General features: G+C 54.4%; 16 protein-coding genes. 8 read left to right on the top strand and 8 right to left on the bottom strand.

The window, feature by feature from the left end; genetic code table 11:
* Positions 1-178 precede the first annotated feature (178 nt).
* From P8T57_RS00170 to hydA, 5 genes are all read left to right on the top strand, one after another.
* Positions 179-970, top strand: coding sequence for an ABC transporter ATP-binding protein (locus P8T57_RS00170; protein ID WP_071240760.1), 792 nt, complete (start codon positions 179-181; stop codon positions 968-970).
* Entirely contained in the window at positions 960-1889 is a 930-nt protein-coding gene (locus tag P8T57_RS00165) for an ABC transporter permease (protein WP_051682156.1), read from the top strand. Before P8T57_RS00170 ends, P8T57_RS00165 begins: the two co-directional genes overlap by 11 nt.
* A complete protein-coding gene (locus tag P8T57_RS00160) occupies positions 1886-3043 on the top strand; it encodes an ABC transporter permease (RefSeq protein ID WP_341364213.1) in 1158 nt (385 codons plus the stop codon). Before P8T57_RS00165 ends, P8T57_RS00160 begins: the two co-directional genes overlap by 4 nt.
* A gap of 59 nt (positions 3044-3102) precedes the next feature.
* Positions 3103-4089, top strand: coding sequence for an ABC transporter substrate-binding protein (locus P8T57_RS00155; protein ID WP_037988652.1), 987 nt, complete (start codon positions 3103-3105; stop codon positions 4087-4089).
* 141 nt (positions 4090-4230) lie between these two features.
* The gene (gene hydA, locus P8T57_RS00150) at positions 4231-5682 is read left to right on the top strand and encodes a dihydropyrimidinase (protein WP_341364212.1); all 1452 of its coding nucleotides are present in this window, start codon (positions 4231-4233) and stop codon (positions 5680-5682) included.
* A gap of 68 nt (positions 5683-5750) precedes the next feature.
* On the opposite strand, the gene sugE is transcribed toward hydA, so the two are convergent.
* Positions 5751-6071 (bottom strand): quaternary ammonium compound efflux SMR transporter SugE, encoded by a 321-nt coding sequence (gene sugE / locus P8T57_RS00145; RefSeq protein ID WP_341364211.1) that lies wholly within the window; start codon positions 6069-6071, stop codon positions 5751-5753.
* Positions 6072-6260: 189 nt separating this feature from the next.
* On the opposite strand from sugE, the gene P8T57_RS00140 reads away from it, so the two are divergent.
* From P8T57_RS00140 to P8T57_RS00130, 3 genes are all read left to right on the top strand, one after another.
* A complete protein-coding gene (locus tag P8T57_RS00140; RefSeq protein ID WP_341364210.1) occupies positions 6261-6911 on the top strand; it encodes an NTP transferase domain-containing protein in 651 nt (216 codons plus the stop codon).
* 195 nt (positions 6912-7106) lie between these two features.
* Positions 7107-8033: an SPFH domain-containing protein gene (locus P8T57_RS00135; protein ID WP_341364209.1), complete on the top strand. Its 927-nt coding sequence runs from the start codon at positions 7107-7109 to the stop codon at positions 8031-8033.
* Between the two features lie 21 nt (positions 8034-8054).
* A complete protein-coding gene (locus tag P8T57_RS00130) occupies positions 8055-8525 on the top strand; it encodes an NfeD family protein (RefSeq protein ID WP_341364208.1) in 471 nt (156 codons plus the stop codon).
* Between the two features lie 59 nt (positions 8526-8584).
* Here P8T57_RS00130 and P8T57_RS00125 read toward each other — a convergent pair whose 3' ends face one another.
* The 7 genes from P8T57_RS00125 to P8T57_RS00095 all read right to left on the bottom strand — a co-directional run bounded on the left by P8T57_RS00125 (position 8585) and on the right by P8T57_RS00095 (position 17029).
* Positions 8585-9433 carry a sel1 repeat family protein gene (locus tag P8T57_RS00125; RefSeq protein ID WP_341364207.1) on the bottom strand — a complete coding sequence of 283 codons (849 nt, stop codon included), beginning with the start codon at positions 9431-9433 and terminating at the stop codon, positions 8585-8587.
* Positions 9434-9545: 112 nt separating this feature from the next.
* The gene (locus P8T57_RS00120) at positions 9546-11795 is read right to left on the bottom strand and encodes a methyl-accepting chemotaxis protein (protein ID WP_341364206.1); all 2250 of its coding nucleotides are present in this window, start codon (positions 11793-11795) and stop codon (positions 9546-9548) included.
* 261 nt (positions 11796-12056) lie between these two features.
* The gene (locus P8T57_RS00115) at positions 12057-13808 is read right to left on the bottom strand and encodes an ABC transporter substrate-binding protein (protein ID WP_110252839.1); all 1752 of its coding nucleotides are present in this window, start codon (positions 13806-13808) and stop codon (positions 12057-12059) included.
* 137 nt (positions 13809-13945) lie between these two features.
* On the bottom strand, positions 13946-14218 hold the full coding sequence (locus P8T57_RS00110; protein WP_007091528.1) for a DUF2160 domain-containing protein: 273 nt from the start codon (positions 14216-14218) through the stop codon (positions 13946-13948).
* Positions 14219-14243: 25 nt separating this feature from the next.
* A complete protein-coding gene (locus P8T57_RS00105; protein ID WP_007091527.1) occupies positions 14244-15047 on the bottom strand; it encodes a carbohydrate ABC transporter permease in 804 nt (267 codons plus the stop codon).
* A 1-nt stretch (position 15048) separates the two neighbouring features.
* A complete protein-coding gene (locus P8T57_RS00100) occupies positions 15049-15921 on the bottom strand; it encodes a sugar ABC transporter permease (RefSeq protein WP_007091526.1) in 873 nt (290 codons plus the stop codon).
* 13 nt (positions 15922-15934) lie between these two features.
* Complete coding sequence (locus tag P8T57_RS00095) at positions 15935-17029, bottom strand: ABC transporter ATP-binding protein (RefSeq protein ID WP_063094670.1); 1095 nt, start codon at positions 17027-17029, stop codon at positions 15935-15937.
* Between the last annotated feature and the right edge of the window lie 4 nt (positions 17030-17033).

Raw genomic sequence — 17033 nt, 5'->3', positions numbered from 1 at the left:
AGCACTTAATCCGCTCGCCGTTTTGCTTTGACCGACATTTTATATTCCGGCGCCAAATGACCGGGCAAAAGACAAGTCGGCAAGGTTCAGGGCAACGACCCTGAGGGAGGCTTTAGAGAGACATTCGATCAGGGGATACCCCATGACGTTAAAAGCAGTCGTCAATAATGTGGCGCAAATGCCCGCATCCGCCGACGCAGTTGTTGATATTCAAAAACTGTCGTTGACTTTTCAAACCGCTGACGGGCCGGTCTATGCCCTGTCTGATGTTGATCTGAAAATCGAACGCGGCGAGTTCGTTTCCTTTATCGGCCCGTCGGGCTGCGGCAAGACCACGCTGTTACGTGTGATTGCCGATCTGGAAAAGGCCACGGGTGGCGATATTTCGATCAATGGCGTTTCCCCGCAGGAAGCGCGTGAAAATCGTGCCTATGGCTATGTGTTTCAGGCACCGGCATTGCTGCCGTGGCGCTCGATTGAACGCAATGTGACCCTGCCGCTGGAAATTATGGAAATTCCCCGCGAAGAACGCATCAAGCGGGGGCACGAGGCACTTAAACTTGTCGAACTGAACGGGTTTGAAAAGAAATTCCCGTGGCAACTTTCGGGCGGGATGCAGCAACGTGCATCAATTGCGCGTGCGCTGAGCTTCGATGCCGATCTGCTTCTGATGGATGAGCCGTTCGGGGCGCTGGATGAGATTGTGCGCGATCATCTGAACGAACAGCTTCTGAAATTGTGGGCGCGGACCAACAAGACGGTGGCCTTTGTCACCCATTCGATCCCCGAGGCGGTTTACCTGTCGACCAAGATCGTTGTGATGTCGCCAAGGCCGGGCCGGATCATTGATGTGATCAAAACCGATTTCCCGAAGGATCGAGGCCTTGACATCCGCGAAACGCCAGAATTCTTGGAAGTCGCCCATCGTGTGCGCGAAGGGCTGCGGGCGGGGCATAGCTATGACGAGTAATGCCGCAACGATGAATGGCGCGATTGGCGGAGAATCGCTGTGGTCGCGTTTGATGTCCGGGCAGGCTGGTCCGGTGACAGTGGTGCTGATTGCGCTGTTTGTCATCTGGTATATCGGGGCGGTGTTCATGAACGCGCCGACCCAGATTGACCGCTATAACCGTGCCGGGGAAACCTGGACAACGACGCGTTTGATCGAAGATACACTGGCGCAGGAACGACCGATCCTTCCGGCCCCGCATCAGGTCGCGCAGGAAATGTATAAAACCATTTTTGCGACTGCGATCACGTCGAAACGGTCGCTGGTTTACCATACCTGGGTGACGCTTTCATCGACTCTGCTGGGGTTTGTGATCGGAACCGCACTTGGCATTCTGCTGGCGGTCGGAATTGTTCATGTGATCACACTTGAAAAAAGTCTGATGCCGTGGGTGATTTCATCCCAGACCATTCCGATCCTTGCCATCGCACCGATGATTGTGGTTGTGCTGGGTGCGATTGGCCTTAAGGGACTGGTGCCAAAGGCGATTATTTCGACCTATCTGTGTTTCTTCCCGGTGACGATCAGCATGGTCAAGGGACTGCGGTCGCCTCAGGTGATCCAGCTTGATCTGATGCGTACCTATAATGCCTCGAAATGGCAGACCTTCTGGGCGTTGCGATTGCCATCGGCGATGCCCTATCTGTTTGCCAGCCTGAAGGTCGCGATTGCGATCAGTCTGGTGGGGGCAATTGTCGGTGAATTGCCGACGGGGGCACAGGCAGGGCTGGGCGCACGCCTTTTGGCCGGGTCCTACTACGGGCAGACGATCCAGATCTGGTCGGCATTACTGACGGCGGCCTTTGTTGCCGCGATTATGGTGGTGTTGGTCGGCTGGTGTGAACGTCGCGTTCTTGCCCGGATGGGAGTACGCGGATGACCGACGTGAAACTTGATAAATTCTGTCTGGTTGCGGCAATCGCGGCTTTGCTGGCTTTGATCTTTCCGCTGAGCGGGGTTGATCCGGAAAGCGGCAAACAGATCGCCTTTGTCAGCGACATTTCCGGTATTGCGGTGGCGATGGCACTATGCGTGATTGCCGGTGCTGCATTTACGTGGCTTGGTGTGGGGCACATTCAGTATGCGGCGATCATTCTTGCGGTGGCGGTGTTTGGCTGCTGGCAGGCGATTGAAGCACTTTATGATTATGGTATTGCCGGTCATGCTGGAACCGGGTTCTGGTTGTTTATCCTGTCGCTTTGGGCGTTTGTCTGGCGGGGGATTGATGTTGTTGCGCGCTATCGCAGCCTTGAAACTGCCAAACAGCAATCGGCGAATATTCTGGTGCCAATCGCGTTTGGTGTCTGGTTGCTGTTCCTTTGGGAAGTGATCGTGGCCGGTTTTGGCGTGCCGCAGGTTTTGCTGCCTGCGCCAAGTGCCATTGGCGTTCGCTTTGTCAATTCGACCGACATTCTGGCTGCCGATTTCCATCAGACCTTCATCAAGGCCGTGATCAGCGGCTATGTGATCGGTTGCGGCAGTGCCTTTATCGTGGCGATTGCGGTGGATCGGGTACCGTTTCTGAAACGGGGGCTTTTGCCGCTGGGCAATATGGTGTCTGCCCTGCCGATCATCGGTGTGGCACCGATCATGGTGATGTGGTTCGGGTTTGACTGGCAATCCAAGGCGGCAGTGATCGTGATCATGACGTTTTTCCCGATGCTGGTGAATACCGTGACCGGGTTGAATGCTGCAGGCGCGCTTGAGAAGGACCTGATGGCGACTTATGCGTCGGGTTACTGGTCGACCCTGTTTCGGTTGCGGCTACCGGCCGCAATGCCGTTTGTCTTTAATGCACTTAAAATCAACTCCACGCTGGCGCTGATTGGCGCCATCGTTGCCGAATTTTTCGGCACCCCGATTGTAGGCATGGGATTCCGGATATCGACAGAAGTCGGGCGGATGAATGTCGATATGGTCTGGGCGGAAATTGCATTGGCGGCCCTGGCGGGGACCGCCTTTTACGGAGCTGTGGCCTACGTCGAAAGAAAGGCGACGTCATGGCATCCGTCATTTCGGGTACGTCGCCATTAAAGGCATCAAAAGACGGCCCGTCGGGAGGACTTGACAATAACCTGAGGAGACATCGACGAATGAAGAAAATATTTGCGACTGCGTTAGGGTTAAGTGTCGGTATGGCATCGTTTTCGGCGATGGCAGCGGACGAAGTCACCCTGCAGCTTAAATGGGTAACCCAGGCACAGTTCGCCGGTTACTATGTGGCGCAGGACAAGGGGTTCTATGAAGAAGCCGGTCTTGACGTCACGATCAATCCGGGCGGCCCGGACATTGCCCCGCCACAGGTTATTGCCGGTGGTGGTGCCGATGTGATCGTCGACTGGATGCCATCCGCACTGGCGTCGCGAGAAAAGGGTGTTGCATTGGTCAACATTGCGCAGCCCTTTGCCAAGTCAGGCATGATGCTGACCTGCCTTAAGGAGACCGGTGTTGAAAGCCCGGATGATTTCCCGGGTCGTACGCTTGGCGTCTGGTTCTTTGGCAACGAATATCCGTTCCTGAGCTGGATGTCGAAGCTTGGCATTCCGACCGATGGCAGCGAAAAGGGTGTTACGGTTCTGAAACAGGGCTTTAACGTTGATCCGCTGTTGCAAAAGCAGGCCGATTGCATTTCAACAATGACCTATAACGAATACTGGCAGGTCATTGATGCCGGTATCACCGAAGATCAGTTGAACGTCTTCAAATACGAAGATCAGGGTGTCGCGACGCTTGAAGACGGCCTTTATGTTCTTGAAGACAATCTGAAGGACGAGGCATTTGTCGAGAAGATGGGCCGCTTCGTTGCTGCGAGCATGAAAGGCTGGCAGTGGGCAAAGGAAAACCCGGAAGACGCCGCAATGATCGTTCTGGATAACGACGCAACCGGTGCCCAGACAGAAAAGCATCAGATACGCATGATGCAGGAAATTGCCAAGCTGCTGGATGACGACGGAAAGCTTGACGAAGCGGCCTATCAGCGCACCGTTGATAGCCTTCTGTCGGGCGGTTCCGACCCGGTTATCACCAAAAAGCCGGAGGGTGCGTGGAGCCACGCCGTTACCGACAAGGCGTCGATGTAACGATCCGATCCTGTCACCCGACAGGTGTAACTGACCTGCCGGGTGACAAGCCATCTTACGAAACTGAAAACGGGCAGGGATGCCGGGGCTTTCCCGCAACTTTCCGGGCCTTACGATAGACTGACAGACAAGGAGCCACCCATGTCCATGGTTATTCGTGGCGGAACAATCGTTACCGCCGATCTGACATATAAATCCGATATCCTGATTGAAGATGGCAAGATTGCCGCGATCGGTCAGAACCTGACCGGGGACAAGGTTGTTGATGCCGACGGCTGCTATGTCATGCCCGGTGGGATTGACCCGCACACCCATCTTGAAATGCCTTTTATGGGCACCTATTCCGAAGACGATTTTGAAAGCGGCACCAAGGCCGCCGTTGCAGGTGGCACAACGATGGTTGTCGATTTCTGCCTGCCTGCCCCCAATCAGTCGCTGCTTGAAGCGCTTCAGGCGTGGGACAACAAATCGACCAAGGCGGTTTGCGATTATTCTTTCCACATGGCGATCACATGGTGGGGCGAGCAGGTCTTTGACGAGATGAAAATCGTTGTCGAGGAAAAGGGCATCAACACCTTCAAGCATTTCATGGCCTATAAGGGCGCGTTGATGGTCGATGATGATGAAATGTTTGCATCCTTCTCTCGCTGTTCGGAACTCGGCGCGATGCCGCTGGTTCATGCCGAAAACGGCGATGTGGTCGCGACACTTCAGCAACGTTTGCTTGATGCTGGTAATAACGGGCCCGAAGCACATGCCTATTCCCGGCCTGTCGATGTCGAGGGCGAGGCGTGTAACCGTGCGATCATGATTGCAGATATGGCCAATGTGCCGCTTTATATCGTGCATGTGTCCTGCGAACCGGCGCACGAAGCCATCCGCCGTGCGCGTGCCAATGGCAAACGCGTGTTTGGTGAGCCGCTGATTCAGCATCTGATTCTGGATGAAAGTGAATATGCCAACGCGGACTGGGATCACGCGGCCCATCGCGTCATGTCGCCGCCTTTCCGCAGCAAACTGCATCAGGACGGTCTTTGGAATGGTCTGGCATCGGGCAGCTTGCAGGTTGTTGCGACCGACCATTGTGCTTTCACGACAAAGCAGAAACGCATGGGAGTTGGTGATTTTACCAAAATCCCGAACGGCACCGGCGGTCTTGAAGACCGCATGCCGCTGCTGTGGACCTATGGGGTCAATACCGGTCGTTTGACGATGAACGAATTCGTTGCCGTGACCTCGACCAATATCGCCAAAATCCTGAACGTCTATCCCCGCAAGGGCGCGGTTCTTGTCGGTGCGGATGCGGACCTTGTGGTCTGGGACCCGAAGGCATCGAAAACCATCACCGCCGAACATCAGCAATCGGCAATTGATTACAACGTGTTCGAAGGCCATGAAGTCACCGGATTGCCACGCTACACCATCAGCCGCGGTCGGATTGCCGCTGAAGAAGGCGTCGTGATTGGCAAATGCGGCGATGGTGAATTCGTGCGGCGGGATGCTTATCCAGCAGTGAACAAGGCGCTTTCGAAATGGAAAGAGCTGACGTCTCCGCGTAAAGTAGAGCGCAGCGGTATTCCTGCCGGGGTGTGATTTATCCTCATTCAAATAAAATCAGGGAAACGGGTGTTTTGGGATCGCCCGTTTCCATTTGATAGTGATCATGCCGGACTGAAAAGCTTAAGTCCGACAATTCCGGCAAGGATCAGGGAAATGGACAATATCCTTGCGACACTCAGCATTTCACCAAGTGCCACCACGCCAAATATCACCGCACCAACCGCACCGATACCGGTCCAGATCGCATAGGCGGTACCAAGCGGGATGCTGCGCATGGCAAAGGTCAACAGCCAGAAACTTCCGGTCATGGTCGTCACGGTGAAAATTGTCGGAAGAGGATTGGTAAAACCGTTGGAATATTTAAGGCCCGCAGCCCAGCAAACTTCCAGAATTCCGGCCAAAAGTAATGCAACCCAAGCCATAACGGCCTCCTTGTTCAAAGGGGCCGTCCCCGGTCGTCATCATCAAGCGTATTCGGTCGTCCGATCACGTGACAGCACGCTGTCATTGCCTTCTACCTTGATATAGGGGCAAAATGCCCCACTGGCAAATGCCTGCCCAGCAATGCTGCCATGCCATCCTGATCAAAATAAACGGACGTTATCCTGCCGATGTCAGCCAATGCAAACAGCCTGTCCGATCATCCCAAAGTCGCCGGATTGATTCTTGCCGGGGGCGAGGGGCGACGTATGGGTGGAAACAAGCCGTTTCGTGAACTGGCAGGCAAACCCTTGATTGCGCATGTGATCAGCGCGGCATCCGCGCAATGCAATCACCTGTTGATTTCCAGCAACGAAGGCGGGGCATTTTTTGCTGAATTCAATCTGCCGGTCGTTCCAGACAGTCCCCAATCGGGGCTGGGGCCGTTGGGCGGGATTCTGGGCGGACTATTGAGCTTGCCCGATGGTGTCGACTGGCTGGTTTCCTTTCCCGTCGATTGCCCGATTGTACCCGATGATATGGTCGTCCAATTGCTTAAGGCGGCGACAGAGGGCGGTAAAAAAGCAGCCTTTGCCAGCCATGCCGGACGGGATCACTACCTGTCTGCTATCTGGCATCGCGCCGGGGCTGGTATCATTGGCAACCAACTTCGTGATGAAGACCGTCGCGTTGGCGGGGCCCTGCGTGCGATGGCGGCCGCGAATGTGGCGTTTCCGGTGCGGTCTGGCGACATGGTTCCGTTTGTCAATGTCAACGCGCCCGAAGATCTCAGTGCGCTTGATGAAATGCTGTCGGGATATATCGATGAAAAGCGTCTTTGAGTTTCGACGTGTACTGCAAGTATCTGGTGGTTTTACGATAAGGCATTCACACAATTTTCTTGCATAGCAAATGCATATTATCCCTATGATTAAATCTGTTTTGTTTTAAACGTATCGCTTCGCTGAGGTTTTGAATAAAACGTACCTTGTTGATGCCGTTTATTCGGCGTCCAGCTTAAATAATTAGGGCTTATCATGCATTCGACCTTTGCAATATTTTCTGTCGCTTTTGTCTTTCTGGCTGTTGTTCTGACGTTTTTGAGCGTCAAGATCGTGCCGCAGGGTTACGAAATTACCGTCGAACGGCTTGGTCGGTATTTGCGGACACTTGATCCTGGAATGCATATCCTGATCCCGGTTTTTGATCGTGTCGGACAGCGCATGAGCCTCATGGAACGTGTGCTTGATATCCCCAGCCAGGAAGTGATTTCGCGCGATAACGCATCCGTTGTGGTCGACGGTGTGGTCTTTATCCGGGTAACCAATACCAAAGATGCCGCCTATAAGGTCGAGCGCCTTGATTATGCCGTACAGAATTTGGCCATGACCAATTTGCGCAGTGTTCTTGGTTCCATGGAACTTGATGAAATGCTGTCAAATCGGGAGAAAATCAGCCTGCTGCTTCTGGCTGTTCTTGATGAAGCGACCAGTGATTGGGGGGTTAAGATCACCCGGGTTGAAATCAAGGATGTACAGCCGCCCGAGGATCTTACGGAAGCGATGAACCGTCAGATGAAGGCCGAGCGCGAGAAGCGCGCGCTGATCCTTGAGGCCGATGGCGAAAGAGAAGCCAACATCAAGCGCGCCGAAGGTGAAAAATCTGCGGCGATCCTGGCTGCCGAAGGACGCATGGCCGCTGCCGAGCTTGATGCGCGGGCACGCGAACGCACCGCCGAGGCAGAAGCCAAAGCAACCGAAACGGTTTCCAAGGCCATCCGCGAAGGCGATGTTCAGGCAATCAACTACTTTGTTGCCCAGAAATATGTTGAATCGCTTGGCCAGATCGCATCAAGCCCTAACAGCAAACTTGTCTTCATGCCGCTGGATGCGTCTGGTATTGTTGGATCGATTGGCGGTGTAACCGAATTGATCAAAACGATTTCTCAGACAGACAAAAGCTAAAACGATCTCGGGATTGCCAAAATGAATTTATTTTCTGAACTGGGCATCGAGTTCTGGCATTGGTGGATTCTGGCCTGCCTTATGCTGGTGCTTGAAATGTTGCTGCCGGGGATCATTTTCCTGTGGTTGTCAGTTGCGGCAGCAGCAGCGGGTTTTGTTGTTCTGTTGGTTCCCGATGTCTCGGTGGAACTACAACTGATCGCATTTGGCGTGTTCAGTGTGCTGTCATTTGTAATCGGGCGGCGGTTCTTTCGCCCCGCGCGTTCGGGGGCGCAAGAGGAAGATGTCAGCAGCACGCGGTCATCGCTGCTCGGAAAAACGACTGTTCTGACTGAAAAGACGACCAATGGCCGCGTTCGTCAAAACGTCTATGGATCAAGCTGGGTCCTGAAGTCGGATGAGGAACTTGTTGAAGGTCAGAAAGTCCGTGTCTGCGGGATTGAAGGAAGTACGCTTCTTGTCGAGGCGGTCAAAGCCGACGATCCAGATTAATTAATGTGGCCTGCAAGTTAAAATCCCCTATCAGCAAGATCGGGGATTTTTTCATTTGGCTAGTTCACGGCGCAGGGTCGCCATGGCTTCCAGGGTTTGTAGCCGTCAAAGAATCTTGCAAGGAACTGATCGACCTTTTCGCGGTTTGTGGCGCGGTCAGCTGAGGAGAGATCCTTGTCATACTGACTGCAGTTTTTTTCTACGGCATCGCCAATCGATTTCCAGTCCGCATGCTGATCATGGCCTGGAAGGCCTGTCGCGATGGCGCACCAACCAATAGCTTCGACGGGGTCACCAAGGGTGCGGGCTTCTTCAGCAAGATAGGCAGCTGCACGCATTTCACCACGTTCGGCGGCTTGACGCAGATATTGATAACGGGCGGTGTCACTGTCTGCAAATCGATTGGCAAGCAAGGTTGCCGCCCGCGGATCGCCAGCTTCCCATGCAGTGCCCAGATGCTGTTTTGCCTGATTAGGCTTGCCCTGATCCATGGCATCAAGGGCAAGCCACAGCATTGCCTGTGTCTGGTTCTGATCTGCAGCCTGTCGATAAAGCGGTCTGATATTGTCGGTTTTCGCACCGGTTACTTCCAGTCTTCGGGCGATGACCATGCTGGCATCCGGATTGTGATTGTCGGCTGATGCTTTCATCAACTCCCAGCCACGTTTTTCATCGGCATTGACGCCAAACCCGTTAATCATCTGACAGGCCAGAAGGTACTGCGCGGTGGCGTTGCCCTGTTCGGCAAGCGGCGCAAATGTTTTGGCCGAGGCTTCGAAATTGCCGTGACGATACGAATTTATCCCTTCATCAAGCGGGGATGCGGCGGTTGCCGTCGCCATCAGGCAAAGCGTGATGCCTGCCGTCACGGTCGAGGATTTCAGGATATGTGCGATTGGATTTTTCATGCTGTTTCCTGTGTATCGCTTTTTGCCAACCAACGAAACCGGGTGAAAAATCCGGGACCCGACTGTGACGTTCGGGGGAAGGGCATCCTCATCGGGCCCCAGACAAGTGCTCTCACGGGAGGGAGGCTTCATCTATGGTTTTGTTGTTTTGCTGGCGGGTTGTCGTTGCTTGCTCGGACCGGATGGAGGCAAGGAAATCACGCACGCGCTTTCCGAGATCGTCGGATTGATGGCGCAGACGATCTGTTGCCTGTCGCAGGCCATCGACGGCCTTTAGATTGTCATCTGCTGCTGTGCTGACCTGTGCAATTGTTGTGTTCATTTCGTTGGCGGCGATGGCGGATTGTTCGACGTTGCTGGCGATTTCGGCGACGAATTCCTGTTGTTCGTCAACTGCTGCCGACATTTCGCCGACCGTTTCGTGAATGCCGGTGATGCTGTCGCGGATGGTGGCAATGGCTTGTACCGCGATACCGGTTGTTGTCTGGATCCCGGTGATGCGCTGGGCAATCCGGTCGGTTGCCGTGCCGGTCTGATTGGCAAGGTTTTTGACTTCTTGCGCGACAACTGCAAAGCCTTTGCCTGCGTCGCCTGCACGGGCGGCTTCGATTGTTGCATTCAGAGCCAGAAGGTTGGTCTGGGCGGCGATATCCTGAATAAGGTTAAGGATTTCGCCGATTTCCTGCGCACCGGTTTCTAGTTCGTGTATGGTTTCGCTGGTCTGGCGGGCGGCATCGACCGCGTTGGTGGCGGCATTCACGGATTGCTGGGCGCGAAGGCCTGTATCACGGACTCGCTCAGACAGCGACTTTGCCGCATCGGAAACAGATGCCATATTGATCGATATTTCCTCGGACGCACCGGCAACGCCTGTGGCGTTACTGGATGCGACTTCGGCCTGCTCGCGCACCTGATTGGAGGTTATCTGGATGTTTTCGGCCTCGCGTGAGACATCCTTTGCAACCTGCATTACCGATGCTTCGAACGCGTCGGCCAGTTCCAGCATGGCGCGGCGGCGTTCGGTTTCGGCAGTCTCGCGTTCGCGGGCGACATTTTCCTCGGCCCGCTGGGCGGCAAGGCTGGTCTCGCGGAACTGTCCTAGAATTTCGGCCATGCGACCGATTTCATCGCGGCCAGTATCGCGAACTTCTGTCGAAAGATCGCCGTTTGCAACACGACGCATACCGTCAATCACATGCAGCAGGCGTTTGATAAGGTTACCACGGACATAGAAAATCAGGATCAGAAGCGAGATCACCAGCACCGTAACACCAATCAGGGCAATTAGCTGCTGATCACGGACCACCTGTGTCAGCGCATTGGCTGCACTGTCGTCAACCTCAAGACGTTTGGTGTCAACGAGTTGTGTGATGGATGTACTCAGTGCTTCGGCGCTGGTCAGGGTCGCATCAAGAGTTTGTTCTGTCTTGTACTGATTGTCCCATTCGGTTTCGCGAAGATCAAAAACGCTGTCTTTACCTGCGCCATAAACCAGCAATGCCTCGGCCAGTTTTTTTATCTGGGTGCCATCGTTGTTATTGGGCAATTTTTCCAGCGCGTCTGAAATGCGAAGTTCCGCCCAACTCCATTGATTGCGGACCTCGTCCATGGCATCGCCTTCTGGCACGGCGATGGCGGCGGTCAACATGCCAAATGCAAGATTCATGTTGGCGCGGATTTCGGAAATCAGTTGGGAAAATCTGATGGCTTCTTCCAGCTCAGCCACCGTATCGCTATTGCCATCTACAACACGCGATATACCGCGCGAGACATCGATATCAACAACCTCGACCAGCGGATTGATGAATTCTGAAAGATCGCTATAGGCAAAGACCATATCAAGGGTCAGATCACCGCGCTGCTTTTCAAGTTCAAGCCGCTGCATGGTCAATTCATGCAGTGTGTTGCGGCGTGCAACAATATCGTCAAGCTGTGCGGTCAGGGTTTCAATTGCGTCGACAGCAACGGTTTGTTCCGGTTCCACGGTCTGGTCCGGTACCTGATCCGGTGTTTCGGCGTCACCCGCATTTGCGTTCGTTTCGGAATTGGTCGGGGCAACCGGCAACATCAAAGGTTCCGGATTGGTCGCGGCAATTTCGCCAAGCCGGGTGCGGGCATCGCCTATCAGGGCATCAAGGCGTGCCTCGGTTTCAGCCAGTTCATCGGCATTGCGCGATGTTGCCAGTGCCGGTGCCTGAGCCGCCAGTCCGACACCATCCATGGCAAGTTCCATCTGCCGGATGATCGAGGGTAGGCTATCATTAGTTATGTCGGCGACAAGCGCCCGACTGTTGCCAAACGAGATCCAGGAAACCACCGATGAAATACCGGCCAGCACCAGAATCAGGGCAAAAGAAGCCATGAGCCGACCTTGAATACCAAGGCCAGCGCGACGTTTTTTAATCGCGGTATTCACTGTTTCCTCCCTGTCGTGCCCGCCATGAGCCAGACATTCCCTGTATGGGACCTTGCATCCGGTTTGCCGGATGTCTTCGGTTTTTATCGATCCATAAAAGCCGGATCGTGTTTTGAAATCGGTACGAACAAATAAGTTGTTAGAGAAATTGTTGGGACGGCCGGGGATGATAAATCACCCCCGGCACCCCCAGTTGTGAGGCCTGGATTATTTCTGGGCCGCACTCCATTCCGCGATCAGATCGTCGTATTTGACGGTCTCACCCTGCGGTTTTTCGTTATCAAGTTTCGGTTTCGGAGCACCGGGCTGGTCGAACCAGTACTGGGCATCCTGTTCCTCGTTCAGTTTCGGTGCGCATTCGCCACCGATACCTGCACGTTCCAGACGTTCCAAAACACGGTCCATCGCGGTTGCAAGGTTATCCATTGCTTCCTGCGGGGTGCGTTCGCCGGTTACAGCTTCGGCAACGTTCTGCCACCAGAGCTGAGCCAGTTTCGGGTAATCCGGAACGTTGGTGCCGGTCGGCGACCACTGGACGCGAGCCGGGGAACGATAGAATTCAACCAGACCACCCCAGTTCGGTGCGATGTCGGTCATCGCCTGGGTATCAAGGTCAGACTGACGGATCGGAGTCAGACCGGTAAGGGTCTTTTTGAGCGAGGTGGTTTTCGCCGTGACGAACTGCGCATAAAGCCATGCAGCTTTACGACGCTCAGGCGGGGTGGACTTCATCAAGGTCCAGGAACCCACATCCTGATAACCAAGCTTCATGCCTTCTTCCCAGTACGGGCCGTGCGGCGAAGGTGCCATACGCCATTTCGGCGTGCCATCTTCGTTCACTACCGGGGTGCCTTTTTTCGCCATATCGGCGGTGAAGGCGGTGTACCAGAATATCTGCTGGGCGATCTGGCCCTGTGCCGGAACCGGACCGGCTTCGCCAAAGGTCATGCCAGCGGCTTCTGCCGGAGCATAGGCTTTAAGCCAGTCGATGTATTTGGTCAGAGCGTAAACAGCCGCCGGGCCGTTGGCCGCACCACCACGGGTGACGCTGGAGCCTGCAGGTGCGCAGCCTTCAACGCGGATACCCCATTCATCAACCGGAAGACCGTTCGGGATGCCCTTGTCACCAGCGCCAGCCATCGAAAGCCATGCGTCGGTGAAGCGCCAACCCAGAGACGGGTCTTTTTTGCCGTAGTCCATGTGACCATAGACTTTTTTACCGTCGATTTCCTTCACGTCGTTGGTGAAGAATTCGGCGATGTCTTCGTATGCCGACCAGTTGACCGGAACACCCAGGTCATAGCCGTATTTGTCCTTGAACTGCTTTTGCAGGTCTTCGCGCTGGAACCAGTCATAGCGGAACCAGTAAAGGTTCGCGAACTGCTGGTCGGGAAGCTGGTAAAGTTTGCCATCCGGACCGGTGGTGAAGGACAGGCCGATGAAGTCTTCAAGGTCGAGCGTCGGCGAGGTAACGTCCTTGCCTTCGCCTGCCATGAAGTCGGTCAGCGGAACGACCGCATCGTAACGCGAATGCGTACCGATCAGGTCGGAGTCATTGATGTAGGCGTCATAAATGTTACGACCGGACTGCATTTGGGTCTGCAGTTTTTCGATCACGTCGCCTTCACCGATCAGGTCATGGGTCAGCTTGATCCCGGTGATTTCCGAGAAGGCTTTGGCCAGAACCTTTGATTCATATTCGTGCGTGGTGATGGTTTCGGATACCACGTTGATTTCCATGCCGCGGAACGGCTCGGCTGCTTTGATGAACCATTCAAGTTCGGCCATCTGGGCATCTTTATCAAGGCTCGACGGCTGGAATTCGCTATCGATCCATTTTTTTGCCGCGTCGGTGTACTGGTCTGCTGCTGCCGGATTGGCAAATACCGCAAGACCGAGTGCGACCGCAACTGCACTGCCTTTAAGAATGGCAGAGGAGCCTTTGGCTTTGACGATCATGTCGTTCCTCCCTGGTTGTCTTCCATTGCACTTCCGGAAAAATCCGGTTCACCCGTGACGGGGGAAGACAGTACCCGCCGCGATGAATGACGACAGGAACGGCACCGTTGCAGGAAACAGTACCCGTTCCGGATTGTTCAGCCCCATCGCATCACGATGATGAGCCAGAAAAGGGCAACGATTGATGCGATCCAGATGGCGGCATCGCTAAATGCCATAAAGCCGAGATGGATGTAGGCTGCACCAAGCAAACTGATGAAAAGGCGATCCCCGCGGGTTGTTTCGAGTGGCAGGAAGCCACGGCGCGGAACGGTTGGTGAAACCGCCTGCCATATTCCCATTCCGATCAGCATCAAAATGATGCAGGAAAAGAACACGGCGGTAATCGGGGTCCAGGCCATCCAAGTCATTGTTTTATTCCTTCCTGTTTTCCGATTACACGCGGCCCATCGCGAAGCCCTTGGCGATGTAGTTGCGAACGAACCAGATCACCAAAGCGCCCGGCACGATTGTCAAAACACCCGCCGCCGCCAGAACCCCCCAATCAAGCCCCGATGCCGAAACGGTACGGGTCATGGTGGCCACGATCGGTTTGGCATCGACCGACGTCAGGGTGCGGGCCAGCAACAATTCAACCCAGCTGAACATGAAGCAGAAGAAGGCCGTCACACCGATACCCGAACGGATCAGCGGAATGAAGATCGTGGTGAAGAAGCGCGGGAAGGAATAACCGTCGATATAGGCGGTTTCGTCGATTTCCTTTGGAATGCCCGACATGAAACCTTCGAGTATCCAGACGGCCAGCGGCACGTTGAACAGGCAGTGTGCAAGTGCCACAGCAATGTGTGTGTCAAACAGGCCAACACTTGAATAAAGTTGGAAGAACGGCAGCAGGAACACGGCAGGCGGTGCCATGCGGTTGGTTAGGAGCCAGAAGAACAGATGCTTGTCACCGGTAAAGTTATAGCGGGAAAAAGCATATGCCGCAGGCAGAGCAACCAGAAGCGAGATCACGACGTTGATCCCGACATAGATCATCGAGTTGATATAGCCAGAATACCATGCCGGATCGGTCAGGATGGTCGCATAGTTCGCCAGCGTCGGATTATCCGGGAACAGGGTCATTGCGCCCAGGATTTCCGAATTGGTCTTGATCGACATGTTGAACAGCCAATAAATCGGCAGCAACAGGAACACGATATAAAGAAGAAGTGCGATATGACGTTTCTGGAACCGCATTTTATTGTTCCTCCCGCTTTCCGGCGTTCATTACGACGGTATAGAAAACCCAGCAAACCAGCAGAATGATCAGGAAGTAGATCAGCGAGAATGCCGCAGCCGGACCAAGGTCGAACTGACCCACTGCAATCGTGACCAGAAACTGGCTGAGGAATGTGGTGGCCGTACCGGGCCCGCCGCCCGTAAGCACGAAGGGTTCGGTATAGATCATGAAACTGTCCATGAAGCGCAGCAGGACACCGATCACGAGGACCGACTGCATTTTCGGAAGCTGGATAAACCGGAACACGGCCCAGTTCGAAGCACCGTCAATCTTGGCGGCCTGATAATAGGCATCCGGGATCGACCGAAGACCGGCATAGCACAGCAGAACAATCAGGCTGGTCCAGTGCCAGATATCCATCACAAGGACGGTCACCCACGCATCCATCGGGTTCTGGCTGTAGTTGTAGTCCATGCCAATCATGTTAAGCGCATAACCACCAAGACCGATATCGGCACGGCCAAAAATCTGCCAGATGGTGCCAACCACGTTCCATGGAATAAGCAATGGCAAAGCCAGAAGAACCATGCAGGCCGAAACACCCCAGCCTTTGCGTGGCAGGGTTAACGCAATGCCGATACCCAGCGGAATTTCGATGAACAGCACGCTGCCGGTATAAATGATCTGGCGGATCAGGGCATCATGCAGACGGCTGTCTTCAAGGACCTGACGGAACCAGTCGGCACCGACAAAGAAACGGGTTTGCGGATCAAAAATATCCTGAACCGAATAGTTCACGACCGTCATCAAAGGAATGATCGCGCTGATGGCGACGATAAAGAAGACCGGCAGGACGAGGAACCATGCCTTATTGTTGGTAATCTTGTTCATTTCCCCATCCCCCTCACGCGACCAGCTGACTGTCGGCGTAAAGCTTGGTCCATTCCGGTGCAAACCGGAGGATGCCACTTTGGCCTGTGATCTGCTGATCTTCGCTAACCTTGACCTTCATTTCGGATGATCCGAAACGGGTGGTTGCGATCTTGTATTGGCCAAGGTCTTCGACCTTGACGATATTGACCTCGATCCCGTTGTCGCCTTCGGAACCGTTTCCGGTTTCGATGCGCAGGAATTCGGGACGGATGCCAAGTTCAATCGGGCCTGATGCCTTGGCAACGGCTTCGATGTGGCGATCCGAAAGCGCGATGCGTTTGCCATCAATCCATGCCGCACCTGCATCGATATTGCAGGGCATGATGTTCATGCCGGGGCTTCCGATGAAGTAACCGACAAAGGTATGGGCCGGATTTTCAAACAGTTCCTGCGGGGTTCCAAGCTGCACGACCTTGCCGCCATACATGACAACGACTTTGTCGGCGAAAGTCAGGGCTTCGACCTGGTCATGGGTCACATAGACCATGGTGGGGCGCAGTTTGTTGTGAATTTCCTTAAGCTTGCGACGCAGGACCCATTTCAGATGCGGGTCAATCACGGTTAGCGGTTCGTCAAACAGGATCGCCGAAACATCGTCGCGAACCAGTCCGCGGCCAAGCGAAATCGTCTGTTTTTCGTCCGCACCCAGACCGCGTGCTTTTTGCTTTAGCTTGCCGGTCAGGTCGAGCATTCCGGCAATTTCGCGAACACGTTCGTCAACCCGTTTTGAATCAACGCCACGATTGCGCAGCGGGAAGGCAAGGTTTTCGTAAACGGTCATGGTGTCGTAAATTACCGGGAACTGGAAAACCTGCGCAATATTGCGTTCTTCCGGGGCCAGTCTGGTGACGTCCTTGCCATCAAAAAGGACCTGTCCCTCGGACGGGGTTAGAAGACCGGAAATGATGTTAAGCAAAGTGGTCTTGCCACAGCCCGACGGGCCAAGAAGGGCATAGGCCCCGCCATCTTCCCAAACATGTTCCATGCGGCGAAGGGCGTAGTCCTCGTCCCCTTTCGGGTCTGGGAAATAAGAGTGCGCAAGGCTTTTAAGATCGATACGTGCCATTTTA

Source organism: Thalassospira sp. SN3W (genome assembly GCF_038070535.1).
Classification (GTDB): domain Bacteria; phylum Pseudomonadota; class Alphaproteobacteria; order Rhodospirillales; family Thalassospiraceae; genus Thalassospira; species Thalassospira xiamenensis.
This window is presented reverse-complemented; position numbering and strand designations above follow the sequence as displayed.